The organism is Bradyrhizobium sp. CCGUVB4N (assembly GCF_024199945.1).
Lineage (GTDB): Bacteria > Pseudomonadota > Alphaproteobacteria > Rhizobiales > Xanthobacteraceae > Bradyrhizobium.
The window spans coordinates 5,730,370-5,756,579 of sequence record NZ_JANADP010000001.1; the positions used below are offsets into that span (position 1 = coordinate 5,730,370).

A 26,210-nucleotide genomic window follows, 5' to 3' on the forward strand; every position below is an offset into this window, starting at 1 on the left:
GTGATCCGCCCTCCCCTTGTCGGTGTGGCCTACCGCACATCATTAACCCGTGGTTAGCCATACGCTTACGGCCACTGGAACGAAGCAATTTGCCTCAAATTATCCCGGCGGAAGGTGACACATGGCCCGCATCGATTATCTCAGAGAGCAAGTCGCCCGCGCCGAGCGTCTCGCGAAGGCGATCCTCGACCAACAAGCCGCCGAACGACTTCAGGCGTTCGCCGCCGAATGCCGCGCGGAAATGCAGGTTCTGTCTCTCAAGACTGCTGCGTAAGGCAGCGCGCTACACCAGTTTCATCGGCGTATCGGCAACCACGCGCAAATCGATCCTGCCGATCAACGCCGAACGTCGCGCCTCCGCAGCACCGATCGCATCGTCCGTCTGCCGCAACGTGCTGATGTTCGAGCCGAGGGATACAATCCCGCCCAGCACCAAGGCAATCGATCCGAGCGCGGCAGTCTGACCAAAACCAAACAGCCCGAGGATGGTGACCAGGAGCAGCGCCGCGCCGCTGCCGATCGCGATCTTGGACGCCAATATGTACTTCCGGCAGCGCTCGGCAATCTCGGCGAGCCGCTCGATCCGATCTTCGATGTCGGAGATTTCGTCGGTCGGATCGTCTTCGGTCATCGGATTTTGGATACCGATTGTAGGGCGGATTAGGCGCAGCCGTAATCCGCCGCGTGCATTATCGAAAAAGATGGCGGATTACGCTTCGCTAATCCGCCCTACACGACTACGCCCCCTCACAACGGCAAATTGTCGTGCTTCTTCGCCGGGGCTTCCACCTTCTTGTCCTTCAGCATCGCCAGCGCCCTTGCGATCCGCTTGCGGGTCGAGTGCGGCATGATGACGTCGTCGATGTAGCCGCGCTCGGCTGCGATGAAGGGCGACAGGAAGCGGTCTTCGTATTCCTTGGTGCGGGCGGCGATCTTGTCGGGGTCGCCGATGTCAGAGCGGAAGATGATCTCGACCGCGCCCTTGGCGCCCATCACCGCGATCTGGGCGGTCGGCCAGGCGTAGTTCATGTCGGCGCCGATTTCCTTCGACGCCATGACGTCGAAGGCGCCGCCATAGGCCTTGCGGGTGATGATGGTGACCAGCGGCACGGTGCACTGCGAGTAGGCGAACAAGAGCTTCGCGCCGTGCTTGATCAGGCCGCCATATTCCTGCGCGGTTCCGGGCAGGAAGCCCGGCACGTCGACGAAGGTGACGATCGGAATGTTGAAGGCGTCGCAGAAGCGGACGAAGCGCGCGGCCTTGCGCGAGGCGTCGGAGTCGAGCACGCCGGCCAGAACCATCGGCTGGTTGGCGACGAAGCCGACGGTGCGGCCCGCGATGCGGCCGAAGCCGGTGACGATGTTCTTGGCGAACATGTCGGCGATCTCGAAGAAATCGCCCTCGTCCACGACCTTCAGGATCAGCTCCTTCATGTCGTAGGGCTTGTTCGGATTGTCCGGGATCAGCGTATCGAGCGACATGTCGATCCGGCCGATGTCGTCAAAACTCGGCCATTCCGGCACGCCGTCGCTGTTGTTGGACGGCAGGAAGTCGATCAGGCGACGCATCTGCAACAGCGTCTCGACGTCGTTCTCGAAGGCGCCGTCCGCGATCGAGGAGCGCGTGGCGTGCACCGAGGCGCCGCCGAGCTCTTCGGCGGTGACGACCTCGTTGGTCACCGTCTTCACCACGTCGGGCCCGGTGACGAACATGTAGCTGGTGTTCTTCACCATGAAGATGAAGTCGGTCATCGCCGGCGAATAGACGTCGCCGCCGGCGCAGGGGCCCATGATGACGGAGATCTGCGGGATCACGCCCGAGGCGAGCACGTTGCGGCGGAACACATAGGAATAGCCGGCGAGCGCGGCGACGCCTTCCTGGATGCGGGCGCCGCCCGCGTCATAGAGGCCGATGATGGGCGCCCGTGCCTTCATCGCCATGTCCTGGAGTTTTGTAATTTTCAGCGCGTGCGTCTCCGAGAGAGACCCGCCGAACACGGTAAAATCCTTGGCGAAGACAAACGTCTTGCGGCCGTTGACGGTGCCCCAGCCGGTGACGACACCGTCGCCAGGCACCTTGTTCTTCTCCATGCCGAACTCGGTGGAGCGGTGCTCGACGAACATGTCGAACTCCTCGAACGATCCCTTGTCGAGCAGGAGCTCGATGCGCTCGCGGGCGGTCAGCTTGCCGCGGGCGTGCTGCGCCTCGATGCGCTTCTCGCCACCGCCGAGCTTTGCGCCGGCACGACGGTCTTCAAGGGCGTCCAGGATATTCTTCATTTGCTCCCGCCAGTTCTTAGCCTAAATGCGATTGCCGGGGGTTCTAACACGGCATTTTGCGGACCGGGAAGCGGCTTTCGGCGCCGCAGGGCTGCCTTGCCGCAGCGTGAAAGCGCAAGGAATTACAAAGTTTTGCCTGGGAGGCGACCATGGACGAGAGAGCGGCCGAGACCGGGGCTGCAACCGGCGGCGTCAACATCATGCTTCGGCTGGAGGGCCTGACCCTGTTCGCAGGCATGGTGATGCTCTACGCGACCTGGGGCGGGTCCTGGTGGGTGTTCGCCCTGCTCTTCTTCGTCCCCGATCTGAGCTTCCTGGCCTATCTGTCGGACGCCAAATTCGGCGCGCTGATCTACAACGCCGCCCACAGCTACATGGCGCCGGTGGCGCTGTTGACGTTCGGTTTCGGCCTCGCCTCGCCGCTCACCCTGTCCATCGCCCTGATCTGGCTTGCCCATATCGGCATCGACCGGGCGCTGGGCTATGGCCTGAAATATTCCGCAGGGTTCGGCTTCACCCATCTGGGGCGGATCGGGCGGCAGAAAAACGCCTGACCTGCGCGGCACCCGCGGCGGGATGAGCGCGATTTGCCCGTGCTGATCGGTTGACCCGGCGCGGCGATTCAGGCTTGCTCGGGCTTACGATCAGGCGCCGAATGTTGCGTGAGCTCAGTCGGTACGGCGGCGGTCATCACGTCCGGCTGCAAGCATCACCTCATGTCCGCCAAGGTCGTTCCCCTGCCTCCGAACAGCGCGTCCGAGACCACCGACTTCCTGCGGCGGATGGCCAGCATGGTGTCGGGGCGGAACGGCGAGATGCTGCTGCGCGCGGCAAGCCTGATCGAGTCGCTAGCGCAGCGGGCGATGTCGGCCGAGCGGCTCTATCATCAGCAGCAGGAAGAGAACAAGCGCCTGGTGGAGCTGCGCGAAGCCACCGAACTCGCCTCCGACGCCATGGTCAGCCAGATCGCGGCGCTGCGGGCGCAGCTTGCCGAGGTGACGGCGGCTGCGGCCGCCGAACGGGCCGCATTCGACAGCGAGCGCGGCAGGCTGCTCGACCTGATGCAGCATGCGGAAAGCCACATCGGCAAGCTCACCACCGAGCTCGACACGCTGCGTGCCTCCGTCGACGCCTTCAACGAGACCGTGATCTCCGTGCCGATCGAGGTGCTGCGGCTGGCGCGCACCCAGTTCGATTATCTCTCCAGCGGCTTCGCGCGGAAGGGCGACGTGATCTCGCAGGCGATGAGCGAGATCGGCGGCTTCGCCATCGACCAGGCGCTGACGGCAAAGAAGCCCGCCGACAAGGCGTGACGCGCCCGCGCGAAAATTGACAGCGCGCATTCCGGTTGATCTACTTCCCAAAAATCATAAGGGAGGATCCGATGCCGACGGCATTCCGCGTCGTTGCCACGCTCGTTGCGCTCTGCGTTTCAACCGCGCTTGCCGGTGCTCAATCGCTTCCCAAGGATGCCCCGGCGCGGACCGAGATCTTCCCGATCTCGTCGCTCACCCTTTCCGACCAGCAATTCCTCAGCGGCGATGCCGGGGCCGGCAAGCCCGTCACGGTGGCCGGCGAATTCCGCGTCGCGCAAGGGTCGGGCAAGATGCCGGTCGTGGTGCTGATGCACGGCTCGAGCGGCGTCGGTGCCACCACGGAAGCCTGGGTGCACGAATTCAACGCCATGGGCATCTCGACCTTCGTGATCGACGGCTTTACCGGCCGCGGGCTGACGGTGACCGGGCCGAACCAGGCCCTGCTCGGCCGGCTCAATTTGATCATCGACATCTACCGGTCGCTGGAGATTCTGGCGAAGCATCCCCGCGTCGATCCTGACCGCATCGTGCTGATGGGATTTTCGCGCGGCGGCCAGGCGACGCTCTATGCCAGTCTCGATCGCTTCAACAAGCTCTGGAACAAGTCCGGCGTGCAGTTCGCCGCCTACATTCCGTTCTATCCGGATTGCTCGACGACGTATCAGACCGACACCGAGGTCGAGGCGCGCCCGATCCGCATCTTCCACGGCACGCCCGACGACTACAATCCCGTGAAGAGCTGCAAGGCCTTCGTCGAACGGCTCAAGGCGGCGGGCCGCGACGTGGTGCTGACCGAATACCCCGACAGCGCCCATGGTTTTGACAGCGGCCTGCTCGGCGTCAACACGGTCACGGTGTCCGCCAACGCGCAGACCGTGCGCAACTGCCATATCAAGGAAGGTGACGGCGGCCTGCTGATGAACGGCGATACCAACACGCCCTTCACCTACAAGGACCCTTGCATCGAGCTCAACCCGCATGTCGGCGGCAATCCCACAACGGCTGCGGAGTCGCGCAAGGCCGTGGTGGAATTTTTGCAGGCGCTGTTCAAGCTGGGGTGAGGAGCAGCCCGATTTGCACCGATGTCGTAGGGTGGGCAAAGCGACTTGTCCGCCGTAGCTCGAAGAGCGAAGGCGGAAGCGTGCCCACCGAAACGCGGAGAGAGATCGTGGGCACGGCGCTGCGCGCCTTTGCCCACCCTACGGGATCTCGCATGGAGCCCTACGGCTCACCCGGCTTGAACGGCTCCTGCTTGTCAGGCGGCACCGTTTCCTCGGCCATCGCGAGCAGCATCGCCACCATCACGTAATTGCCGGTGAGCGAGGTGAGATCGACGATCTGCTGGTCGTTGAGGATCTTCTTGGCGCGCGCATAGGTCTCGTCGGTGACCTTCCTGGTCGTGGTGAGCTCTGTGACGAAATCGTAGACCATGGCCTCGTCCTCGGCCATGTTGGACGGCCGCTTGTTGGCCTTGAGTTCGGCGATGATGTCCGCCGACAGGCCCGCCTTCGCCGCCAGCGGCGCATGCGCGAACCATTCCACCTGCGAGCGCCATTGCCGGCCGATGATGATGATCGCGAACTCGTTGAGCTTGGTCGGGACCGAGGTTTCCCAACGCAGATAATGCCAGAGGTCGAACAGACGCTGGCCGAGCACCGGGCTGCGGATCAGGGGATTATAGGGTCCGCCGATGCCGACGCTCGACACCTTCATGATCTGCTCGCCGAGCGGCTTCTGCGTGGCGTCGAGCTGGTCCATGGTGAGCTGCGGAAAGCGCGGCTCCTTGCTGGTGGCCGGTGCGGCAAACATCGTCGCGGCGAACCAGCCGCCGGCCGCAGCCAGCGTGAGCGACGACAGCCAGAGCGGCGTTGATGTCATGAGTGTCCTCCCGACCTTTTCTTGTGCTTGGTCGGAGGATGCTAGTCGAGCCGTACGTTGCGCGCCAGCTTGATGCGCTACCGCGCCCGGCCCGACAGCCGCAGCACGAAGACGAGGACCTCGGCCACGGCCTTGTAGAGATCAGGCGGAATCTCCTCGCCTAGCTCGACCTTGGAGAGCGCGCCGGCCAGAATCTCGTTCTCCTCGATCGGGATGTCGTTGGCCTTGGCGATCTCGACGATCTTTTCGCCGATCGTACCCTTGCCCTTGGCGACGACGACGGGCGCATTGGTGCCCTTCTCGTAATGCAGCGCAATGGCAAGCTTTGATGGATCGCTCATGTGGCGCGATCCAGGAAATGACCGGCGCGGGCCGGCGGTGCCTGCGGCGGCGTACCGTCGCGTACGATGATGTCACCGGGCTTGAGCTCGGCCCTGGTCAGCGCCTGATTGAGCTCACCGATCCCGGCGCGGAGCTGCTGCGCGGTCGCCGGCCGCTCGGCCCACATCCGCACAAAGGTCTTGTCGCCGTTGAGCGTGATCAGCGCGTGCACGGGCCCGCTCGGCTCGACATTGAGCGTGAAGCGCGCGCGCCAGGCGCGCTTCGCGGGATCGGCTTGCTCGTTGCCGCCGTCGCGCGAGATCTCGAACTGCGCCATCGCGGTGCCCTGCTGGGTCGCGAACGGAATCTCGAAATTCCACTGCGGCACGCTCGGATCGATCCGATGGCCGCTGGCATCGGATCGATCGGGCAGCGAGGCGACCTGCAATAGCGTCTGCCGCGCAATCGCGGCATCGGTATCGTCGAGCAGGCGATGCACGGTCGCGGCGAGCGGCGTGTCCGGCGTCAGCGATGGCGAGGCGATTGCTTGCGGCGACGGCAGTGCGCCGCGAAACGGCGGAGGCGTGGTCGTACGCGCGGCCGCTTCGAAGGCGTGGCCGTCGGGCACGGCCTTGGTGGCGCCCTGAACATTCCCGATCAGGCGCGGCAGGTTTTGCGTGACCTCTTGCAGCAGGGTCGCGGCCAGACTTGGGGAGATCGTCCGCGGCAGCGCCGCCTGCGGCGTTTCGCCGGCTATGTCCGCGAGCACGGCGGCCACGACATTGGCGTTGCGCTGCATTTGCGGCGGTGGGGCCATCTCTGCGTCAGGCACCGCCGCCGGCACTGCGTTGCCGGCAGCTTGAGCCGGCGAGCTTGCGGCCTGCGGCGTGGTGACGGCGCTCGTTGCGGCCGCAACGGCCGGCGTCGGTGGCGCGGCAGTTTCAAGCGTGCCTGATGTTGCTGCCAGGGTCTGACGCAGCACCAGTAGCGCGGCCTTCAAATCCGGCACCGCGCCTGACGGTGGCGTCGTGCCTGAGGCAAGCGAGGCCTCGAGAAACAGGCCGGACTTCTGGAAGGCGGATTCGATATCGCCGCCATCAAGAGCGGTATTGAGCGGTGTCTGTTGCGCCAGCACGTCCAGCACGGCCTGCTTCAAGCCGGCCGGCAATTCGCTGCCGGTCACGACGGACGCCAGATTGGCGAACAGCGGCGCCTGGCTGCCTTGCTTGGTCACCGCCTCGGCTGAAGCCACGGTGACGGCGATCTGCTCCGTCGGCGTCAGCGGATTACGCGCCGTGGCCGCGGATGGCGCAAGCGACGGGCTGTCGACCAGCGACGCGGCGGTCGGCGTCAGCGTGACCTGATCCGCGCTCGCCCCGCCTGCCCCGTTGACGACGGCCAGCCGGATGGTGCCGTCGTTCTGCGATACCGCGAGTTGGAGATTTTGCCCTGGCGTCAACGACACCTCGGACATGACGTCCATCGAGAGGTTGGCGATTGCGATCCGCACCAGATTGTCGGCGAGCACGCTCACGACCCTGGCGTCGACCACGCTGCCGGCCTGGAGCACGAGATCGGGCGTCGCCGCATCAGCCACGGGGCTGGCGGCACTGACGGGTATGATCGAGCTTATCGGCGTCGGCATCTTAGGGCAGCCCGGGGAGCGCTACTCCCACCCTAGGGTCCCGTCGTAAACCTCTCGTTAAGGACCTTCGGCCCCGGGCGGATTAACCGCCGCCAGGACCGCCACGGCAGCGTCGAAATCCCGCAACCGGGTCACCCGGCGGGCAGCCGCCTCCTCGTCCACGCCCCATTGGTCGATGTTCCAGTCCTCGTCGACATGGGCGGCGGCCCAGACCTGGCCGGCGTCACGGACGCCATGGGCCAGCGCCAGCGCCAGCAACGCCGAGCCGGTCAGGGTCGTGACGATATGGAGGGCGGCGACCGACCAGGGATCCCCCGGCAGCGCAGCGCGGGCGGCCCGGAGCGCCTCGTCCGGCTGCTTCACATGCATGATGCCCTCGGACAGGATGAAATGCGCCCCCAGCGCCTCCGCGGCCCAGAACAGCACCGGATCCCAATGCGCGGCCTCGCGGGCGACCAGCCCTTCGGGATGGCCGGCGCGATAGAACAGCAGGTCGGTCTCGAAGTATTTTGCGAGGTCATCCGTGACGAGTTCGACGCGGTCGACCACCCCCTCGACCACGCTGTTGGCGATCCGCGTCAGCGGCATGGTCACGGGATCGATCGCCTCGCCCTGCGCCGCCCATTCCGCGGCCACGGCATCGGCGAGCGCCCGCACCGGGATAACCACCTGACGGGCGGAGGGCGTGCGGATCGGCTTGCCATCGAGCGTGATGGCAAAGCCGCCCTCGGCCTCGGTCACGCCGGCCTCCTTGTAGAAGCGCTTGCGCAGCGGCGTCCGTGCGGACGCACGCGCCGATTCCCGCGGATCCGGTGGGGGTTGGCCTGCTGCTTCTTCGAACAATTCGCGCATGTGAGTTTTCGGTCTCCGCCGCGAGTGCAGCCTTTTAGAGTAAGATCGGCTTTTAAGGTAAGATCGGCGGCCGATAAAGCGAGCGGGCATGAGGGAACTTGCGGGCATTGCGGCCCTGTTCGCCGGGCTTTGGCTGGCCGCGGCCGAGGCCGGCTTTCGCACCCCGGAATCGCTGGTCCGCAACATCTACGGCTATTATGGCGAGGGCGCGCCGGAGCTATCCAAGGGCCTGCCGCGGGATGAGGCAACCTCCCGGCAGTTCTTCGACCCCTCCTTGCGCAAGGCGTGGTCCGCCCCGCGCACCGAGCCCTACGATTTCCTGGTGCAGAGCCAAAGCTGGAAGCTCGGCCCGGTCGCAATCGCAATCATCCGCAGGCAATACGACAAGACCTATGTTGCGGCGAACTTCGACAATCTCGGCCGGCCGGTGACGTTGAACTTCATCCTGGTCAACGGGCCCGAGGGCTGGCTGATCACGGATGTCGAGAGCCCGCACGACAGTTTGCGGATGTTTCTGGAGCAGTTTCGGAATTGAGCGTGTTGTGGCGGTGAGCTCGTCGCCCAATACTCCGCCGTCGTCCTGGCGAAAGCCAGGACCCATACCGCGTGATGTATCAAGAGGACGAAATCGAAGTACCGGACGACAAGCCTTCGTCGAACTGCTCCCTGGGGTAATGGGTCCTGGCTTTCGCCAGGACGACGATAGGGAAGCAGCTCGGCCTACTCCTCCGGCGCGTTCTCGATCGGGTCGAACCGGCTCGCGTCCAGCCCGAGCAGATTCCACGACTGCTGCATGTGCGGCGGCAACGGCGCGGTGGCGTCGATCACGCCACCGCGCGGATGCGGGATGACGATGCGGCGCGCCAGCAGATGCAGGCGGTTTTGCAGGCCGCCCGGCAACTGCCAGTTCTCGATGTTGAAATATTTGGGATCGCCGACGATGGGATGGCCGATATGCTCCATATGGGCGCGCAGCTGATGGGTGCGCCCCGTCACCGGCTTCAGCGACACCCAGGTCAGCTTGTTGCCGGCGGTCTCGACCACCGCGTAATACGTCACCGCGTGGCTGGCGCCCTCGTCGCCGTGCTGCGCGATGCGCATGATGGTGTCGTCCTCGCTCTCCTCCTTGGCGAGGAAGGTCGAGATGCGGCCCTGCTTCGGCTTCGGCAGGCCCGGCACCAGCGCCCAATAGGTTTTCCGTGCCGAGCGGGAGCGGAAGGCGCCGGTCAGATGCGAGGCGGCGAAGCGCGTCTTGGCGATCAGGAGACAGCCCGACGTCTCCCGGTCGATACGATGCACGAGGCGCGGCTTCTGGCCCTTGGAATCGCGCATCACCTCCAGCATCTGGTCGACGTGGCGCGTCATGCCCGAGCCGCCCTGCACGGCGAGGCCAGCCGGCTTGTTCAGCACGAGGACGTCGTCATCCTCGTAGATCGTCATCTCCTTCAGCGTGGCGAGCGTCTTTTGCGCGCCTTCCGACAGCTCGCCGACAGCCTTCGGCGTGTCGAGCTTCAGCGGCGGGATGCGGACGCTCTGCCCCTCCTCCAGCCGGTCCTTGCTGTCGACGCGTTTGCCGTCGACGCGCAGCTCGCCTTTGCGGACGACGCGCTGGATGTGGGAGAACGACAGGCCGGGAAAGCGTGCTTCGAGGAAACGATCGACGCGCATGTTGTTCTCGTCGGCCGTGACCTTGACGGTCTGCACCTTGGTCGGCAGGAGCGCCTCGACCGGTTTTGCCGGCGCGGCCTTCTCCAGCTCCGCTCTGGGCGGACGCCGTTCAGCGCGCTCGGCCGCAAAGCGCGGCGGCTTGCCACCGGGCTTGCCGCCCGGACGCGGCCCGGCCTTCTTCGCGGTCCGTGCCTTGAACGGGCGCGATTCCTTGCGCTCATCGCGCGAACGGGGCTCTTGATTGGTTCTTTTGATGCGGCGGCTCATGCTTGCCTGCCTACCCTAAAAGCCGGCTCCCGTCACGGCGAAATGGCCGATTCTAGCGCGAGCCGCCCCGCTCCTTGCGCAGCTTGGCCCAGTACTCCAGCCGCTTGCGGATCTCCCGCTCGAAACCGCGCTCCGGCGGGTCGTAGAAGGTCTGGCGGCCCAGCGCTTCCGGGAAATAGTCCTGGCCGGAGAAGGCGTCGGGCGCGTCGTGGTCGTATTCGTAGGCTGCGCCGTAGCCCTCCGACTTCATCAGCTTGGTCGGCGAGTTCAGGATATGCTTCGGCGGCAGCAGCGAGCCGGCCTGTTTGGCGACCTGCATCGCCGTGCCGAACGCCGTGTAGACCGCATTCGATTTCGGCGCGGTGGCGAGATAGACGACCGCTTGCGCGATCGCGAGCTCGCCTTCGGGATGGCCGAGGAAGTCGAAGGCATCTTTCGCCGCATTGGCGATCACGAGCGCCTGCGGATCGGCGAGCCCGATGTCCTCGACCGCCATGCGCACGACGCGGCGCGCGAGGAACAGCGGATCCTCACCGGCATCGAGCATGCGGGCAAGGTAGTACAGCGCCGCATCGGGATCGGAGCCGCGCACCGATTTATGCAGCGCCGAGATCAGATTGTAATGACCGTCGGCCGATTTGTCGTAGATCGGTGCGCGGCGTTGCAGGATGTCCTGCAACTGTGCGGCGTTGAAAATCTCATCCGCCCGCGCCGAACGCCACACCTCTTCGGCGAGCGTCAACGACGCACGGCCATCACCATCGGCCATGCGCACCAGCACGGCGCGCGCCTCCTCGTCGAGCGGGAGTTTGCGACCCTCGACCTCCTCGGCATGCGCGAACAGTTTTTCGATCGCGGCGGCATCGAGCGAACGAAACACCAGCACGCGCGCGCGGGACAAAAGCGCCGCGTTGAGCTCGAAGGACGGGTTCTCGGTGGTGGCGCCGACCATGACGACGGTGCCGTCCTCCATCACCGGCAGAAACGAATCCTGCTGGGCGCGGTTGAAGCGATGCACCTCGTCGACGAACAGCAGCGTGCCCTTGCCCATCTCGCGGCGGGCACGCGCGGCGTCGAATGCTTTCTTCAGGTCAGCGACGCCGGAGAACACCGCGGAGATCTGCTCGAAATGCAGGTCCGTCGCATCCGCGAGCAGCCGTGCCACCGTGGTCTTGCCGGTGCCGGGCGGCCCCCAGAACACCAGCGAACCAAGCGTGCGCGTCTCCAGCATGCGCGTCAGCGCGCCGTCAGGGCCGAGGATGTGATCCTGGCCGACGACCTCCGACAGCGCACGCGGCCGCAAGCGATCCGGCAGCGGATGCGGGGCCTCGTGATCGAGCCCCGCCGCGGCAAAGAGAGTTGGCGTCTCCTGTGGTCGCTTCGGACTCATCCGCCCAGCGTGACGTTGATCTGCTGACCGCCGCGCACCAGCGTGATGCGCCAGAGCCGCTGGCTTACGCCTGCCGCCTTCTCGAGGTCGCCGGTCTTGCCGATCTTCTGGTTGTTGACGGCCAGGATGATGTCGCCCTTCTGGAAGCCGACCTGAGCGGCCGGCGAGTCATCACCGAGCTCGGTGATGACGACACCTTCGGTATCGGCATCGAGATGCAGCTCGTCGGCCACCGCGGGCGTGATGCTCGCGACCTTCGCGCCCTGGAACGGCGAGCGCGCGGTGACGACGAGCTCGTTGCGGCCGGTATCGGGCGCGGTCTCGAGCGCGATCGTCAGCTTGAGCGGCTTGCCGCTGCGCTGCACGTCGATCTGCGCACTGCCGCCGAGCGGACGGGTGGCGAAGCGGTAGTCGAACGCATTGGGATCGTCCACGGCCTGGCCGTCGATCCCGGTGATGAGGTCGGAGGATTTCAAGCCCGCCTTCGCGGCCGGCCCGTTGGCGACGACGCTCGCGACCAGCGCGCCAGACGGCGAGCGCAGGCCGAGGCTCTCGGCAATCTCGGGGGTCACTGCCTGCAGCTTTGCCCCCAACCACGGCCGCTTCACCGCCTTGCCGCCGCTCTTGGCGGAGGCGACGACGACGCGCACCATGTTGGCCGGGATCGCAAAGCCGATGCCCTGCGAGCCGCCGGAGCGCGAATAGATCGCCGTGTTGATGCCGGCGAGCCGGCCGTTCATGTCGACCAGCGCGCCGCCGGAATTGCCGGGATTGATCGCGGCGTCGGTCTGGATGAAGAACTGGTAGTCGGTGATGCCGACCTGCGTGCGCGCCAGCGCCGAGATGATGCCGTGGGTCACGGTCTGGCCGACGCCGAAGGGGTTGCCGATCGCCATGACGACGTCACCCACCATCAGCTCATCCGAATTGGTGAATTCGAGTGCCGGAAATTTCTCCTTGGTATCTTTCAGACGCAGCACCGCGAGATCGCTGCGGGAGTCCTTCAGCACGATTTCGGCCTCGAACTCGCGCTTGTCCGACAGCGACACCTTCACCTGGTCGGCGCCCTCGATGACATGGACGTTGGTGACGACGAGCCCGGAGGCATCGACGATGACGCCCGAACCGAGCGACCGCTGCACCTGCTCCTGCTGCTGGCCGCCGCCGAAGAAGCGGCGGAAGATCGGGTCGTCCAGCAGCGGATTGCGGTTCTGCACCACCTTGGCGGCATAGACATTGACGACGGCCGGCTGCACCCGCTGCACGATCGGTGCATAGGACAGCCGGAGCTCGGCCGGCGACGACGGGACGCGACGGTCCTGCGCCGCAGCAGGATTGAAGTGGGCCGAAAAGGCTATGCACAATGCCGTGACGATGGCGGTCCAGTTCGCTCGAAACATTCCTACCTCTTGGAAAAGACGCCGGAATATAGGCGTGTTCGCCCCCCAATAGAAGGGCGCCGGGCGGCAATATTCAGCCCCTTACCAGTGTGGCCGGGACGCAAGCTCCGCGTGCAAAATGACAATTTGGGAGGCGCCGCACATTGGCATGATGCACGTCATCTTGCATGCTGCCCAATGGCGGATTCGGCTGCGGCGAATTTGCATCAGGCGGAACCATTGCAGCCGTGGCGCGCCGTCGCGGGACAGTCATCGATCCTTCTTAGGCTCTCCCGTTACGACTTGGGGAAGTTGGTCTAACCGATGGAGTGGTGACGTGAGCAGGACAAGAATGACAGCCGCCGCGATTGGTCTCGCCGGCGCACTGGCGGCCTCGCAGGCCCAGGCACAATCAGCAAGCAACAGCGATCAGGAGATCGCGCTTCTGAAGCAGCAGCTGAAGATGCTGGAGCAGAAGCTCGACAAGCTCCAGAACCAGACCGCCGCGAATACGGCGGCCGCAGCAAAGACGAGGGCAGAGGCGAAGGCTGAAGCAAAGGCCGAGGCGCGCTCGGAGGCGAAGGCGGTCGTCGCCAACGCAAATGCAGCCATTCCGGTCAAGGGGCCAGTCGCTCCGTCCGGCGTCGTGGTGACGATGCCGAACAACCGCCCGACCATCTGCACCGCAGACGAGCAGAACTGTGTGGCCATCACGAGCCGTGTGCACTGGGATGTCGGCGGTTACAACTACCGTCCCAACACGGCAGCGACGACGCCGCAACAGCTCGATAACGGCGAGAACCTCCGCCGTGCGCGCATCGGCGTCGTCGGCAAGTTCTTCGGCGACTGGAACTATGCCCTGATCTACGACTTCGGCGGCTCGGCCGACGGCTTCGGCGGCGCGGCGGCCGGCTCACTGCCAGGCGGAGGGACATCGGGCGTCGAAAATGCCTATCTGAGCTACACCGGTCTCAAGCCGTTCGGCGGCAAGATGGCGATCGAAGCCGGTATCATGGATATCGCCTGGACGATGGACGAATCCACCAGCTCGAACGACATCATGTTCATGGAACGTGCGTCGGCCGGCATCATCGCGCAAAACATCGCAGCCGGTGACTTCCGTTCCGCCGTCGGCACCCGCTGGTGGAATGACCAGCTCTGGATGGGCGCCTATGTCACCGGACCGACCACGGGCCAGATCCACTCTGCGTCGAGCGTCACTCCGCCCGGCTCCAGTGAGCAATATGGCGCGGTCGCGCGCATCGCCGGCAACCCGATCAATGGCAACGGCTACTCGGTGCATATCGGCGCGGACGCGGAATGGCTGATCCAGCCGCCGCGCAATCTGGTGACGCAAGCGCAGACGCTCACGCTCAGTGACCGGCCGGAGCTTAGGATCGATCCGACCACGCTGATCTCGACCGGCGCGATCGCCAACGTCTCCGGGGCTCAGGTCTACGGCGTCGAGGCGGCTGCGACCTATGGCTCGTTCATCGCACAGGGCGAATATTACTGGTTCAACGTCGACCGCACCGCCAATACGGGCCTGCCGCCGTTCGGCGCGTCGAGCCTGAAATTCGACGGCGGCTACGCGCAGGTCGGCTACGTCCTGACCGGCGAGAGCCGTGCCTACAATGCCGCGAACGCCGCCTATGGCGGGATCAAACCGGCCAATCCCTTCTCACTGGCCGGCGGCGGCTGGGGTGCCTGGGAAATCGCCGGACGCGTGAGCACGATGAACCTGAACGATCAGCTCGCGACCGCAGCCGGCATCGCGGGTGGACGCCAGACCATCTACACCGCCGCGCTGAACTGGTACGTCAACAACAACGTCCGCTTCATGCTCGACTATCTGCATGGCGACATCTCCAAGCAGGCGAGCGCCGTCTCCGCGGTAAACACGGGCTCGACGTTCAACGCGATCGCAATGCGTACGCAGGTCGCATTCTGACGTGACGTTCTGACGAAAAGCGCCGGGAGCGGCACAGGCCGCTCCCGGCGTAATAGTATCCAATCGGATACTATGTTCCCGAACTTGCAGTACTTGCCAAACAGGAGCCGGGGCGACAGTTAGAGCGGCAGGCGAATACGCCATCTGATGGAGACAAGCCATGAAGGCCGTCGGCTACAAAAAATCGCTTCCGATCGAGGATCAGGACGCGCTGATCGATTTCGAGACCACCAAACCCGAGCCCAAGGGGCGCGATATCCGCGTCGCGGTGAAGGCGATCTCGGCCAATCCGGTCGATTACAAGGTGCGCAAGCGCGCCGCCCCGCCCGAGGGCGAGACCAAGATCCTGGGTTATGACGCGGCCGGCGTGGTCGATGCGGTCGGGCCCGAGGTCACGCTGTTCAAGCCCGGCGACGAGGTGTCTTACGCGGGCTCGATCCTGCGCCAGGGCACCAATTCCGAATTCCACCTGGTCGACGAGCGCATCGTCGGCAACAAGCCGAAATCGCTCTCGTTCGCCCAAGCCGCCGCCCTTCCCCTCACCTCCATCACCGCCTGGGAGTTGCTGTTCGACCGGCTCGGCGCGGTTCCCGGCAAGAGCGTCGATCCACGCACGCTTCTCATCACCGGCGGCGCCGGCGGCGTCGGCTCGATCCTGATCCAACTCGCGCGCCGCCTCACCGGCCTCACGGTGGTCGCGACCGCGACCCGACCGGACTCACAGAAATGGTGTCTCGATCTCGGCGCGCATGCGGTGATCGACCACGGCAAGCCGATGAAGGAACAGATCGAAAAGCTCAAGCTGCCGCCGGTCGCGCTGGTGGCGAGCCTCACCTTCACCGACCAGCACTACAAGAGCATCGCCGAGTTCATGGCGCCGCAGGGCCGGTTCGGCCTGATCGACGATCCGCCCGAGTTCACTATGGGCACGTTCAAGGGCAAGGCGATCTCGGTGCACTGGGAATCGATGTTCACGCGCTCCTCGTTCCAGACACCCGACATGATTGCACAGCATCACCTGCTCAACGACGTCGCCGATCTCATCGACAAGGGCGTGCTGCGCACCACGCTCGACCAGACCTTCGGCACGATCAACGCAGCCAATCTCAAGCGTGCGCACGCGCTGCTCGAGAGCGGCAAGTCGCGCGGCAAGATCGTGCTGGAGGGGTGGTAGCGACGGTCTCGTAGGTCGAGATCCCGTAGGGTGGGCAAAGCAAAGCGTGCCCACGCACTGCAACATTCGGTCAGAGATGGTGGGCACGGCGCAAGCGCGCCTTTGCCCACCCTACGATTTCTGTTGTTGTCTCACGATCCCGGACAACGCCGACAACAGCCGGTCGATCTGCTCATCCGTACCCACGGTGATCCGCAGATAATCCGAGATGCGCGCTGCGGAAAAATGGCGGACGATCACCGCCCGCTCCCGCAGCGCCGCCGCAAGCGCGGCACCCTGATGCGCGGGATGGCGCGCGAAGACGAAGTTCGCCAGCGACGGTAGCACCTCGAAGCCGGCAGCCTTCAGTCCGCGGGTCAGCCGCTCCCTGCCCTCGATCACGCGACCGCGGCTCTGCTGGAAATAGGCGTCGTCTTCCAGGGAGGCGATCGCGCCCGCCTGGGCAGGCCGGCCGAGCGGATAGGAATTGAAGCTGTCCTTCACACGCGTCAGCCCATCGATCAGATCGGCGTCGCCGATCGCATATCCGACCCGAAGCCCGGCCAGCGCGCGCGATTTGGACATGGTCTGCACGACCAGGAGATTCCGATGCGACGCCACCAGCGGAATTGCGGTCTCGGCGCCGAAGTCGACATAGGCCTCGTCGACGACCACAGGCACATCCGGATGCTGCTCCAGCAATGTCGTGATCTCGGCGCGAGACAGCGCGATCCCCGTCGGCGCGTTCGGATTGGGGACGATGATCGCGCCGGCCGGCCGGCGATAATCGGCGATGCGGATCTGCATGGCCTGGTCGAGCGGCACGGCCTCGTAGGCAATGCCGAACAGGCCGCAATAGACGGGATAGAAACTGTAGGTGATATCGGGAAACAGCAGCGGTGCATCATGCTTCAGCAGCGCGACGAAGGCATGCGCCAGCACCTCGTCCGAGCCATTGCCGACGAACACCTGCTCGGGCCTCACGCCGTGATACGCGGCCAGGGCGGCCCGCAGCGCGGTCGCCTGCGGGTCCGGATAAAGACGCAGCGTGTCGGCTGCCGCGTCGCGGATCGCCTCAAGCGCACGCGGAGACGGACCGAGCGGGTTCTCATTGGTGTTCAGCTTGACCAGATCCGCCATGCGCGGCTGTTCGCCCGGCACATAGGGCTTCAAATCGTGCGTCAAGCTGCTCCAGAAACGGCTCATTTTCCTTCCTCCTCACGCGGACGCGTCGCCCGCTCGACGAAGCCTTTTGCGAGCGCGTGATAGATACCTTCCTCGCAGATCATTCGCGAGACGAAATGCGCGATCAGCGCGGCCGCCATCAACGGCACGACCATGCCGTGATTGTCGGTCATCTCGGTCACGATCACGAAGGCGGTGATCGGCGCCTGCACCACGCCGGCAAAATACGAGACCATGCCGAGCAGCATGATCGCACCGAGCGGCGCGTCGTGGAACAACGCCGCGATGTTGCAGCCGATGCCGGCCCCGACGGCCAGCGAGGGCGCGAAGATGCCGCCCGGTATGCCGCTGATCGCAGCAAAGGTGGTGGCCAGAAGCTTGAGCACGCCAAAATCTCCCGGCAGTGACGAGCCGTGCTCCAACGCCATCTTCACCTGTTCATAGCCGGTGCCGTAGATCGTATCGCCGGACACCAGGCCGCAGATCGCGACAGCCAGGCCGCAGGCGAATGCAAACCACAGCGGGTGGCCCCTGATCGCGCGGCCGAGCGGGTTCTTGAAGCCGCGCGCCATGGCGATGACGACGCGGCTGAACAGGCCGCCCGCGAGGCCACCGGCCACGCCACAGAGCGGAACGGCCAACCAGTCGGCGCCGCGCGCCAGCGACATCGCGCTACTGCCGAAATAGGCGTAATTGCCGGCCAGCGCGAGCGAGGTGAGGCCTGCCGCGATGACGGCCGCAATGATGAGGCTGGACGTGCGGGTCTCGAAGGCGCGGCTCATCTCCTCGATGCCGAAGACGATGCCGGCGAGCGGCGTGTTGAAGGCCGCGGCCACGCCTGCGGCGGCGCCGGCCAGGATCAAGCCGGGCTGACGGCGTGGCGAGACGCGGCCAAGCGCGAACATGATGGAGGCGCCGACCTGAACGGTCGGCCCTTCCCGCCCGACCGAGGCGCCGCAGAGGAGCCCGAACAGAGTGAGGATCATCTTGCCGATCGCGATCCGGATCGAGACCAGGCTTTCGCGCGCCGCCTGATCGGTCAGGTGCCGCGCGGCAATGGCCTGCGGGATGCCGCTGCCCTGGGCATTCGGAAACAGGCGGATGGTCAGGTAGGCCGAGAGCATAAAGCCGAGCGGCGTCACCGCCAGCACGGCATAACGCGATTTGGCCAGGAGCAGCGTAAAGGCGTGTTGAGCGAGATCGGCAAGCTGCGCCAGCGCGACCGCCGCGGCGCCGATCCCGATCCCGCCAAGCAGAAAGATCGCCCGCCGCTGCCATCGCGCGGATGTCAGCCTGAACAGGCGTTTGTGGCGGGTCGAGAGGGGCCAGAGCATGGAGCCCCCGTTTTAGCCTGTCCGGTCCCGAATTGAAGCGGCAAGTGGGCAGACCAGCTAGGTCGGAACCACGCCCTCGACGAACAGCAGCCGCCGTTCCAGCACACCGGCGCGGATCTTCAACGCCTCGGCATATTCCGGCGAAGTGTACCATTCCTTCAGCCGCGCCATCGACGGAAATTCGACGATGACGATAGCCTTCGGCGGAAGGTTGCCCTCCGCCAGTTCCGCCCTGCCGCCGCGGACGAGGTAATGCCCGCCATACTGCGCAATCGTCTTTGCAGCGAGCGCGCGATAGGCTTCGAAGCCATCGGGATCGCGCATCTCGACCTCGGAGATCACATAAGCCGTCATGCGCGCAGGCTCTTCTTTTTGAGCATGATCCTGGCGGACAACCGCTTCACACTTTGCGCTAACGCGGCCCTTCGGGTCCGGATCATGCTCTTACGCAATCGTATTGACGATGCCGCCCTCTGCCCGCAATGCCGCGCCATTGGTTGCGGACGCCTCCTTCGAGGCGACGTAGACCACCATGTTGGCGATCTCGTCGACGCTGGCAAAGCGCTGGATCAGCGAGCTCGGACGATGCTGCTTGACGAAATTGGCGGCCGCCTCGTCGACCGATTGGCCGTTCTGCTTGGCGAGATCCTTCACAAAAGTCTCGACGCCCTCGGACATGGTCGGGCCAGGCAGCACCGAGTTCACGGTCACGCCGCTCCCCCGGGTCAGCTGCGCCAGCCCGCGCGCGACCGAGAGCTGGGCCGTCTTGCTCATGCCGTAGTGGATCATCTCGACGGGAATGTTGAGCCCGGACTCCGACGAGATGAAGACGATGCGGCCCCAGTTGCGCTTGAGCATGCCCTTCATGTACGCGCGCGACAGCCGCACGCCGCTCATGACGTTGACCTCGAAGAAGCGGCTCCAGTCCTCGTCCGGAATCTCGAAAAAGTCCTTCGGCTCGAAGATGCCGGCATTGTTGATGAGGATGTCAACCTCGGGCAGATCAGCCACGAGGGCCTTGCAGCCGGCAGCGGTCGAGACGTCTGCGGCGATGCCGCGCACCTTGGCCCCCGTTCCTTCCAGCTTGCGCACGGCCGCATCGACCTTGTCCTGGCCGCGCCCGTTGATCACCACGCTCGCGCCCGAGCCGGCGAGGCCCCTGGCGATGGCGTGGCCGATGCCGGCGGTCGAGCCGGTCACGAGGGCGGTCTTTCCGGAAAGGTCGATCTTCATGAATCGTCTCCATTGATGTCAGAGCGGATATCGTGCGCTGCACAGGCGCGTGCAATCGCCGCTCACCGACGCGTGAGGATCAACCGCGTGAGTTTGGGGATGGTGGGCACGGCGCGCGAACAGCGCGCCTTGGCCTACCCTACGATTTCGGCGGCAACGTCCGGACGAACGCGACGATGGCATCGAGATCCTGCGGCGACATGGTGGCGTATCCAGCATAAGCCATCGGCGGCTTCAGCTTGTGACCGTCGCGCGCGATGCCTTGCGTAATCGCACGTTTGATTTCGTCGTCGCTCCACTGCCCGAGACCAGCCACGGGATCCGCGGTGATGTTGGGAGAGACGGACTCGCCCCACGGTCCCCGAAAAGTCCGGCCGCCCTTGCCGCTGGCGCCCGCGAAATCGTGCACTGCGGATGGCCCTTCCGGCGTATGGCATTCCAGGCAATGGGCGATCGTCAGAAGATAGCGGCCACGGGCGAGCTTATCGGACAGTTCCGCCTCGGTTGCCTGCTTGCCGGCATAGGTCGGCATCTCCGGCTTCAGCGCGACCTTGTATTCCGGCGCCGGCGTCTCGTGGCGCACGGACGGCACGGAACGCAAGTAAGCCGTGAGCGCATCGAGATCGCGCCCCGTGAGCACCGTGTAGAAGACGGTCGGCATGATCGGCGCCACGGCCGATCCGTTCGGCCTGATGCCGCTGACAAGGAAATGCTTCAGCTCGGCATCGCTCCAATTGCCGATGCCGGTTTCCTTGTCGGGCGTGATGTTGGAAGCGGTGACCTTGAAGGCGGGTTCGTCAAAGGTCTGCCCGCCCGAGAGCATGCGCGTCATATCGAGGCCCTGCGGCCCGCGCGGGGTATGGCAGTTGTTGCAGACCATCACGCTGTTGACGAGATAGGCGCCGCGCTCCACCAGCGTCTCGGCGGCGGCCGGCGACAACAGCAGCGCCAGCACGATCCCAAACACAATCCTCATCAGAGCCCCCGGCCAGAATCGCGTTTCACCACAACGATGCGCGGCATGAGATATCGCCGCCGCATACAAAAAAGCGGCGCCCAGGGGCGCCGCTTTCGAAGATCGCTGTACCGGCCGGCTTACGCCGCCTCGGCTTCCTTTGCCTGCACCGGACCGGAGTCCTGGCCCTTGGCATCGACGTCGCGATCGACGAACTCGATCACGGCCATCGCCGCGTTGTCGCCGTAGCGGAAGCCCGCCTTGATGATGCGGGTGTAGCCGCCCTGGCGATCCTTGTAGCGGGGCGCCAGCACGTCAAACAGCTTCTTGACCTGGTCCTTGTCGCGCATCTCGGAGATGGCCTGGCGGCGCAGGGACAGTCCACCCTTCTTGCCGAGGGTCACGAGCTTCTCGACGATCGGACGAAGCTCCTTGGCCTTGGGCAGCGTGGTGACGATCTGCTCGTGCTTGATCAGCGCGGCGCACATGTTGGCGAACATCGCGCGGCGATGCTCGGCCGTGCGGTTGAGCTTCCGATGAACCTTGCCGTGACGCATATGTCTATTCCTTACGTATGAACTGCCGCGACGGTTCGTCGGATCAGTTGCTCAGGTGGGCTGCCTGCGTTCGCCCATAAAAATGACGGCCGGAAACTCCGGCCGTCACGGTGAAGTACGGATCAGTAGTGATCCTCGAAGCGCTTGGCGAGCTCGTCGATGTTCTCCGGCGGCCAGCCCAGCACTTCCATGCCGAGGTGCAGACCCATCTGGGCCAGCACTTCCTTGATTTCGTTCAGCGACTTGCGGCCGAAGTTCGGGGTACGGAGCATTTCCGCTTCCGACTTCTGCACGAGGTCGCCGATGTAGACGATGTTGTCGTTCTTCAAGCAGTTGGCCGAACGCACCGACAGCTCGAGCTCGTCCACCTTCTTGAGGAAGGCCGGGTTGAAGGCGAGGTCCGGGATGATCTCCTGGGCAACTTCCTTGCGCGGCTCTTCGAAGTTGACGAACACGTTGAGCTGATCCTGCAGGATGCGGGCGGCGTAAGCCACCGAGTCATCCGGCGAGATCGCGCCGTTGGTCTCGATCGTCATGGTCAGCTTGTCGTAGTCGAGGATCTGGCCCTCGCGGGTGTTCTCGACCTTGTAGGAGACCTTGCGGACCGGCGAGTACAGGCTGTCGACCGGGATCAGGCCGATCGGCGCGTCCTCGGGACGGTTGCGCTCGGCGGGCACGTAGCCCTTGCCGGTGGAGACCGTGAACTCCATGCGGATCTCGGCGCCCTCGTCGAGGGTGCAGATCTGGAGGTCCGGGTTGAGCACGGTGACGTCGCCAACCGTCTGGATGTCGCCGGCGGTGACAGTGCCCGGGCCCTGCTTCTTCACGACCATGCGCTTGGGGCCTTCGCCCTGCATCTTGATCGCGATGTCCTTGATGTTCAGCACGATGTCGGTGACGTCCTCACGGACGCCAGCGATCGAGGAGAACTCGTGCAGCACGCCGTCGATGTGCACCGACTGCACCGCCGCGCCCTGAAGCGAGGAGAGCAGGATGCGACGCAGCGCGTTGCCGAGCGTCTGGCCGAAACCGCGCTCGAGCGGCTCGGCGACGATGGTCGCGAAACGCGAGGGGTCGCTGCCGGGCTGCACCTGGAGCTTGTTCGGCCGAATCAGTTCTTGCCAATTTTTCTGGATCGTCACTGTTTCACCCATACAGGCCAGTCGATTTGAAAGTTCAAATACTGGCGTTGGAGAAAGGCCGCAGATCAAACCCGCGGCTTCTTAAAAAAAGCATCGCGGGCGACGATGCGCCCGCAACTTCGTATCAGACGCGCCGACGCTTGCGCGGACGGCAGCCGTTGTGCGGGATCGTGGTCACGTCGCGGATCGAGGTGACGGTGAAGCCCGCGGCCTGCAGCGCGCGGAGCGCCGACTCACGGCCCGAACCGGGACCGGCGACTTCGACTTCGAGCGTGCGCATGCCGTGTTCCTGCGCCTTCTTGGACACGTCTTCGGCGGCGACCTGCGCGGCATACGGGGTCGACTTGCGCGAGCCCTTGAAGCCCATCGTGCCGGCGGAGGACCAGGCAATCGTGTTGCCCTGCGCGTCGGTGATGGTGATGGTCGTGTTGTTGAACGACGAGTTCACGTGCGCGACGCCGGAGGCGATGTTCTTGCGCTCACGACGACGAACGCGGGTGGCTTCCTTGCCCATAGACTACCTTTCCTGGAGATCTCAAACGCCGCCGTAATGCCAGCGGCTACACCTGATGGAACGAAAGGCGCGTGGCGAACGGGTTTCCCCTGTCGCCACACGCCGCGATTGGATTCGAAAACTTACTTCTTCTTGCCGGCGATGGCCTTGGCCGGGCCCTTGCGCGTGCGCGCATTGGTGTGGGTCCGCTGACCGCGCACCGGCAGACCGCGACGATGACGCAGGCCGCGATAGCAGCCGAGGTCCATCAGACGCTTGATGTTGATACCGACCTCACGACGCAGATCGCCCTCGACGAGATAGTCGCGGTCGATCACTTCGCGGATCTGGAGCACTTCAGCATCGCTGAGCTGATTGACGCGACGATCCTCGGGGATCTTCACCTTTTCGAGGATCTCACCAGCGATCTTCTGGCCGATGCCATGGATGTACTGGAGCGCGATCAGCACGCGCTTGTTGGTCGGAATGTTCACGCCGGCAATACGGGCCACGGCCTTCTCTCCTGTTGCCGATCCCTCGTCAGGAATCGGGCTTTAAGTGCTTATGTTTCTCGGGCAGGTGTTCACAAACGCGAACACGACGCCCACCCCTAGTCTTCCTGGGGCCCGGCATCGTTTGAAACTATCCGACTTGGATGCGGGGCTTATTAAGGGATTCAGGGGGCTTTCGTCAACCGCCGCTAGCGCTTGGCTCGCTTTTTCGTGACCTTTTTTGGACCCTTCTTCGAACCTTTTTTGACGACCTTTTTAGCGGTCTTTTTGACCGTTTTCTTGACGGTCTTCTTGGCTGCCTTTTTGGCGCCCCTCACGGCCTTTTTGGCGGATTTGGCCGATTTGGCAGCCTTTTTGGCCGCTTTCGCCGGCTTTTTGGCCGTTTTCTTCGCGGCCTTGGCCTTCGCCTTAGCCTTCTTGGCCCCCGTCTTGGCCGGTGCCGCCTTGGCCGCGCTGCGGGCATGGGTCTTCGGCTCGACCGCGCCGAGCGCCAGGAGCTGCCGGTGGATGGCGCGGGTGACCTCGTCGATGGCCATCATGCCGTCGATGGTCGAGAGCTTCCGACGCTCGGAGTAGTAGTGAATCAGCGGTTCCGTCTGGCTGCGGTAGCTGGCGAGCCGCTTGGTCAGGACCTCCGGCGTATCGTCGACCCGGACCTCCTCCCCGCGCTCCCGCATCTGGGCGACACGGGTCTCGACGCGACTCAGCAGCGCGCTCTCGTTGACGCGGAGCTCGATCACGGCGTCGAGCTTGAGATGCTTGTGCCGGAGCAGATCGTCCAGCGCTTCGGCCTGCGGCACGGTGCGCGGGAAGCCGTCGAGGATGAAACCGTTCTTCGCGTCCGGCTGGTCGATGCGATCGGAGATGATCCCCACCACGACCTCGTCGGGCACGAGCCCGCCACCAGCCATGATCTCCTTGGCTTTCAGCCCGACCGGCGTTCCGGCCGCGACGGCTGCACGCAACATCTCACCGGTCGAGAGCTGGACGATGCCATAGCGCTGCACCAGCAGCTGCGCCTGGGTCCCTTTGCCCGATCCTGGCGGTCCCAGAAGTATAATTCTCATTGGCGTACGCCCCCCGGATTGGTGAGCGATACGTCGCGCACCTGTGTTTGAAAGTTCAGTAACAGTGCAAATCATAATCGGCGCCGCACCGCTACCCATATCATAGGGGAGCAAATGCCCGGACGCCAAGAAGGCCTTTGAAATCAGTGATTGCGCTGCAGTGAGAGCAGCTCTGCCGCCGCAGCCGAATGACCGGCTGATCGTTTCGACGGGCGCCGCGCGTCACTCGCGCGGCGAATCGGCGGCGCGGGCGCGCCGCCGGAAGGGACGCCGCGTCTTAGCGGCGGCGGCCCCGGAGCTTCGACTTGCGGATCAGGCCTTCATACTGATGGGCCAGCAGATAGCCCTGCACCTGAGCCACCGTGTCCATCGTGACGCTGACGACGATCAGCAGCGAGGTGCCGCCGAAGTAGAACGGCACCGAGGCGTAGGAGATCAGGATTTCTGGGATCAAGCAGACGATCGCCAGATAGATCGCGCCGAGCACGGTGATGCGCGACAGCACGTAGTCGATATATTCCGCCGTGCGCTCGCCCGGACGGATGCCCGGAATGAAGCCGCCATGCTTCTTCAGATTGTCCGCGGTCTCGGTCGGGTTGAACACGATCGCGGTGTAGAAGAACGCGAAGAACACGATCAACGCGAGATAGAGGATCAGGAACAGCGGACGGCCGTGGCCGAGCTGGGTCGTGATCCACTGGAACCATTCAGGCCCACTGCCCGCGTTGAAGTTGGCAACCGTGGTCGGCAGCAACAGCAGCGAGGACGCGAAGATCGGCGGAATCACGCCGGAGGTGTTGAGCTTGAGCGGCAGATGCGAGGACTGGCCCTCGAACATCTTGTTGCCGACCTGGCGCTTCGGATACTGGATCAGCAGCCGGCGCTGGGCGCGCTCCATGAACACGATGAAGGCGATCACGGCGACCGCCATCACGATCACGACCAGGATCAGGCCGGTCGACATCGCACCCTGACGGCCGAGCTCAAGCATGTTGGCGAGCGCCGCCGGCAGCTCGGCGACGATGCCGGAGAGAATGATCAGCGAGATACCGTTGCCGATGCCGCGCGAGGTGATCTGCTCGCCCAGCCACATCAGGAACATGGTGCCGCCGGTCAGCGTGATCGCGGTGGAGAGACGGAAGAACATGCCGGGGTCGCTGACGACATTGCCGGCGCCTTCGAGGCCGACCGCGATACCGTAGGACTGGAACGCGGCCAGGATCACCGTGAGATAGCGGGTGTACTGGTTCAGCGTCTTGCGGCCCGCCTCGCCTTCCTTCTTCAGCGCCTCGAGCTGCGGCGAGACGGTGGTCAGAAGCTGGATGATGATCGAGGCCGAGATGTACGGCATGATGTTCAGCGCAAAGATCGCCATGCGGTGGATGCCGCCGCCGGCGAACATGTTGAACATGCCGAGGATGCCGCCCGCCTGCGACTTGAACACCTGCTCCCAGATGTTGGGATCGATGCCGGGCAGCGGGATGTAGGTCCCGAGCCGATAAACGAGCAGCGCACCCAGGGTGAACCAGATGCGCTTCTTCAGTTCGTCGGCCTTGGCAAACGCGCCGAAATTGAGGTTGGCTGCCAGTTGTTCCGCTGCTGAGGCCATATTGGACTTTCTCCCGCCGCCTA

The 26,210-nt window shown here is 64.7% G+C and carries 27 protein-coding genes; 7 read left to right on the forward strand and 20 right to left on the reverse strand.

The genetic code is table 11. The annotated features are described in order from the left end of the window. Positions 1-121 precede the first annotated feature (121 nt). Positions 122-274, forward strand: a complete 153-nt coding sequence (locus tag NLM31_RS26555; RefSeq protein WP_254132157.1) for a hypothetical protein — start codon at positions 122-124, stop codon at positions 272-274. A gap of 9 nt (positions 275-283) precedes the next feature. Here NLM31_RS26555 and NLM31_RS26560 read toward each other — a convergent pair whose 3' ends face one another. Together NLM31_RS26560 and NLM31_RS26565 are read right to left on the reverse strand one after the other, a co-directional pair. Then, the gene (locus NLM31_RS26560) at positions 284-631 is read right to left on the reverse strand and encodes a hypothetical protein (protein ID WP_254194175.1); all 348 of its coding nucleotides are present in this window, start codon (positions 629-631) and stop codon (positions 284-286) included. Positions 632-747: 116 nt separating this feature from the next. Then, positions 748-2,280, reverse strand: coding sequence for an acyl-CoA carboxylase subunit beta (locus tag NLM31_RS26565; protein WP_254194176.1), 1,533 nt, complete (start codon positions 2,278-2,280; stop codon positions 748-750). A gap of 149 nt (positions 2,281-2,429) precedes the next feature. On the opposite strand from NLM31_RS26565, the gene NLM31_RS26570 reads away from it, so the two are divergent. The 3 genes from NLM31_RS26570 (at position 2,430) to NLM31_RS26580 (ending at position 4,657) form a co-directional block, all read left to right on the forward strand. After that, positions 2,430-2,834 (forward strand): DUF4260 domain-containing protein, encoded by a 405-nt coding sequence (locus NLM31_RS26570; RefSeq protein WP_254194177.1) that lies wholly within the window; start codon positions 2,430-2,432, stop codon positions 2,832-2,834. Between the two features lie 162 nt (positions 2,835-2,996). Further along, positions 2,997-3,593, forward strand: a complete 597-nt coding sequence (locus NLM31_RS26575; RefSeq protein WP_254196266.1) for a hypothetical protein — start codon at positions 2,997-2,999, stop codon at positions 3,591-3,593. A gap of 71 nt (positions 3,594-3,664) precedes the next feature. Next, positions 3,665-4,657, forward strand: coding sequence for a dienelactone hydrolase family protein (locus NLM31_RS26580; protein ID WP_254194178.1), 993 nt, complete (start codon positions 3,665-3,667; stop codon positions 4,655-4,657). A 160-nt stretch (positions 4,658-4,817) separates the two neighbouring features. Here NLM31_RS26580 and NLM31_RS26585 read toward each other — a convergent pair whose 3' ends face one another. The 4 genes from NLM31_RS26585 to NLM31_RS26600 form a co-directional block, all read right to left on the reverse strand. Further along, positions 4,818-5,474, reverse strand: coding sequence for a carboxymuconolactone decarboxylase family protein (locus NLM31_RS26585; protein WP_254194179.1), 657 nt, complete (start codon positions 5,472-5,474; stop codon positions 4,818-4,820). A gap of 77 nt (positions 5,475-5,551) precedes the next feature. Further along, positions 5,552-5,815, reverse strand: a complete 264-nt coding sequence (locus NLM31_RS26590) for an EscU/YscU/HrcU family type III secretion system export apparatus switch protein (RefSeq protein WP_254132163.1) — start codon at positions 5,813-5,815, stop codon at positions 5,552-5,554. After that, positions 5,812-7,440: a flagellar hook-length control protein FliK gene (locus NLM31_RS26595; RefSeq protein WP_254194180.1), complete on the reverse strand. Its 1,629-nt coding sequence runs from the start codon at positions 7,438-7,440 to the stop codon at positions 5,812-5,814. The genes NLM31_RS26590 and NLM31_RS26595 overlap by 4 nt, the downstream gene beginning before the upstream one ends. Positions 7,441-7,497: 57 nt before the next feature. Continuing rightward, complete coding sequence (locus NLM31_RS26600) at positions 7,498-8,292, reverse strand: ATP12 family chaperone protein (RefSeq protein ID WP_254194181.1); 795 nt, start codon at positions 8,290-8,292, stop codon at positions 7,498-7,500. 88 nt (positions 8,293-8,380) lie between these two features. Here NLM31_RS26600 and NLM31_RS26605 point away from each other — a divergent pair, with 88 nt between their 5' ends. Next, a complete protein-coding gene (locus tag NLM31_RS26605; RefSeq protein WP_254194182.1) occupies positions 8,381-8,827 on the forward strand; it encodes a hypothetical protein in 447 nt (148 codons plus the stop codon). Positions 8,828-9,012: 185 nt separating this feature from the next. On the opposite strand, the gene NLM31_RS26610 is transcribed toward NLM31_RS26605, so the two are convergent. The 3 genes from NLM31_RS26610 to NLM31_RS26620 are packed head-to-tail and all read right to left on the reverse strand — an operon-like array spanning position 9,013 to position 13,017. Next, positions 9,013-10,227 carry an RluA family pseudouridine synthase gene (locus NLM31_RS26610; RefSeq protein ID WP_254194183.1) on the reverse strand — a complete coding sequence of 405 codons (1,215 nt, stop codon included), beginning with the start codon at positions 10,225-10,227 and terminating at the stop codon, positions 9,013-9,015. 52 nt (positions 10,228-10,279) lie between these two features. Beyond that, positions 10,280-11,617, reverse strand: a complete 1,338-nt coding sequence (locus NLM31_RS26615) for a replication-associated recombination protein A (protein WP_254132168.1) — start codon at positions 11,615-11,617, stop codon at positions 10,280-10,282. Next, complete coding sequence (locus NLM31_RS26620) at positions 11,614-13,017, reverse strand: DegQ family serine endoprotease (RefSeq protein ID WP_254132169.1); 1,404 nt, start codon at positions 13,015-13,017, stop codon at positions 11,614-11,616. The genes NLM31_RS26615 and NLM31_RS26620 overlap by 4 nt, the downstream gene beginning before the upstream one ends. Before the next feature lie 316 nt (positions 13,018-13,333). On the opposite strand from NLM31_RS26620, the gene NLM31_RS26625 reads away from it, so the two are divergent. Together NLM31_RS26625 and NLM31_RS26630 are read left to right on the forward strand one after the other, a co-directional pair. Then, complete coding sequence (locus tag NLM31_RS26625) at positions 13,334-14,947, forward strand: OprO/OprP family phosphate-selective porin (RefSeq protein ID WP_254132170.1); 1,614 nt, start codon at positions 13,334-13,336, stop codon at positions 14,945-14,947. Between the two features lie 160 nt (positions 14,948-15,107). Beyond that, positions 15,108-16,121 (forward strand): zinc-binding alcohol dehydrogenase family protein, encoded by a 1,014-nt coding sequence (locus NLM31_RS26630; RefSeq protein ID WP_254194184.1) that lies wholly within the window; start codon positions 15,108-15,110, stop codon positions 16,119-16,121. A gap of 111 nt (positions 16,122-16,232) precedes the next feature. On the opposite strand, the gene hisC is transcribed toward NLM31_RS26630, so the two are convergent. The 11 genes from hisC to secY form a co-directional block, all read right to left on the reverse strand. After that, the gene (gene hisC, locus NLM31_RS26635) at positions 16,233-17,306 is read right to left on the reverse strand and encodes a histidinol-phosphate transaminase (RefSeq protein ID WP_254194185.1); all 1,074 of its coding nucleotides are present in this window, start codon (positions 17,304-17,306) and stop codon (positions 16,233-16,235) included. Beyond that, positions 17,303-18,619, reverse strand: a complete 1,317-nt coding sequence (locus NLM31_RS26640) for a chloride channel protein (protein ID WP_254194186.1) — start codon at positions 18,617-18,619, stop codon at positions 17,303-17,305. The genes hisC and NLM31_RS26640 overlap by 4 nt, the downstream gene beginning before the upstream one ends. A 57-nt stretch (positions 18,620-18,676) precedes the next feature. Then, the gene (locus NLM31_RS26645; RefSeq protein ID WP_254194187.1) at positions 18,677-18,973 is read right to left on the reverse strand and encodes a DUF1330 domain-containing protein; all 297 of its coding nucleotides are present in this window, start codon (positions 18,971-18,973) and stop codon (positions 18,677-18,679) included. Between the two features lie 90 nt (positions 18,974-19,063). Beyond that, the gene (locus tag NLM31_RS26650) at positions 19,064-19,852 is read right to left on the reverse strand and encodes an SDR family NAD(P)-dependent oxidoreductase (protein WP_254194188.1); all 789 of its coding nucleotides are present in this window, start codon (positions 19,850-19,852) and stop codon (positions 19,064-19,066) included. A 139-nt stretch (positions 19,853-19,991) separates the two neighbouring features. Beyond that, on the reverse strand, positions 19,992-20,828 hold the full coding sequence (locus NLM31_RS26655; RefSeq protein WP_254194189.1) for a c-type cytochrome: 837 nt from the start codon (positions 20,826-20,828) through the stop codon (positions 19,992-19,994). A gap of 119 nt (positions 20,829-20,947) precedes the next feature. Continuing rightward, positions 20,948-21,364, reverse strand: coding sequence for a 50S ribosomal protein L17 (gene rplQ, locus NLM31_RS26660; RefSeq protein ID WP_212324938.1), 417 nt, complete (start codon positions 21,362-21,364; stop codon positions 20,948-20,950). Between the two features lie 122 nt (positions 21,365-21,486). Continuing rightward, positions 21,487-22,518 (reverse strand): DNA-directed RNA polymerase subunit alpha, encoded by a 1,032-nt coding sequence (locus NLM31_RS26665; RefSeq protein WP_254194190.1) that lies wholly within the window; start codon positions 22,516-22,518, stop codon positions 21,487-21,489. Between the two features lie 112 nt (positions 22,519-22,630). Next, positions 22,631-23,020: a 30S ribosomal protein S11 gene (gene rpsK, locus NLM31_RS26670; protein ID WP_007603045.1), complete on the reverse strand. Its 390-nt coding sequence runs from the start codon at positions 23,018-23,020 to the stop codon at positions 22,631-22,633. 122 nt (positions 23,021-23,142) lie between these two features. Continuing rightward, complete coding sequence (gene rpsM / locus NLM31_RS26675) at positions 23,143-23,511, reverse strand: 30S ribosomal protein S13 (RefSeq protein ID WP_014494511.1); 369 nt, start codon at positions 23,509-23,511, stop codon at positions 23,143-23,145. A gap of 188 nt (positions 23,512-23,699) precedes the next feature. Further along, positions 23,700-24,578, reverse strand: a complete 879-nt coding sequence (locus NLM31_RS26680) for an adenylate kinase (RefSeq protein ID WP_254194191.1) — start codon at positions 24,576-24,578, stop codon at positions 23,700-23,702. 277 nt (positions 24,579-24,855) lie between these two features. Then, a complete protein-coding gene (secY, locus tag NLM31_RS26685; protein ID WP_254132179.1) occupies positions 24,856-26,187 on the reverse strand; it encodes a preprotein translocase subunit SecY in 1,332 nt (443 codons plus the stop codon). Positions 26,188-26,210: the final 23 nt, after the last annotated feature.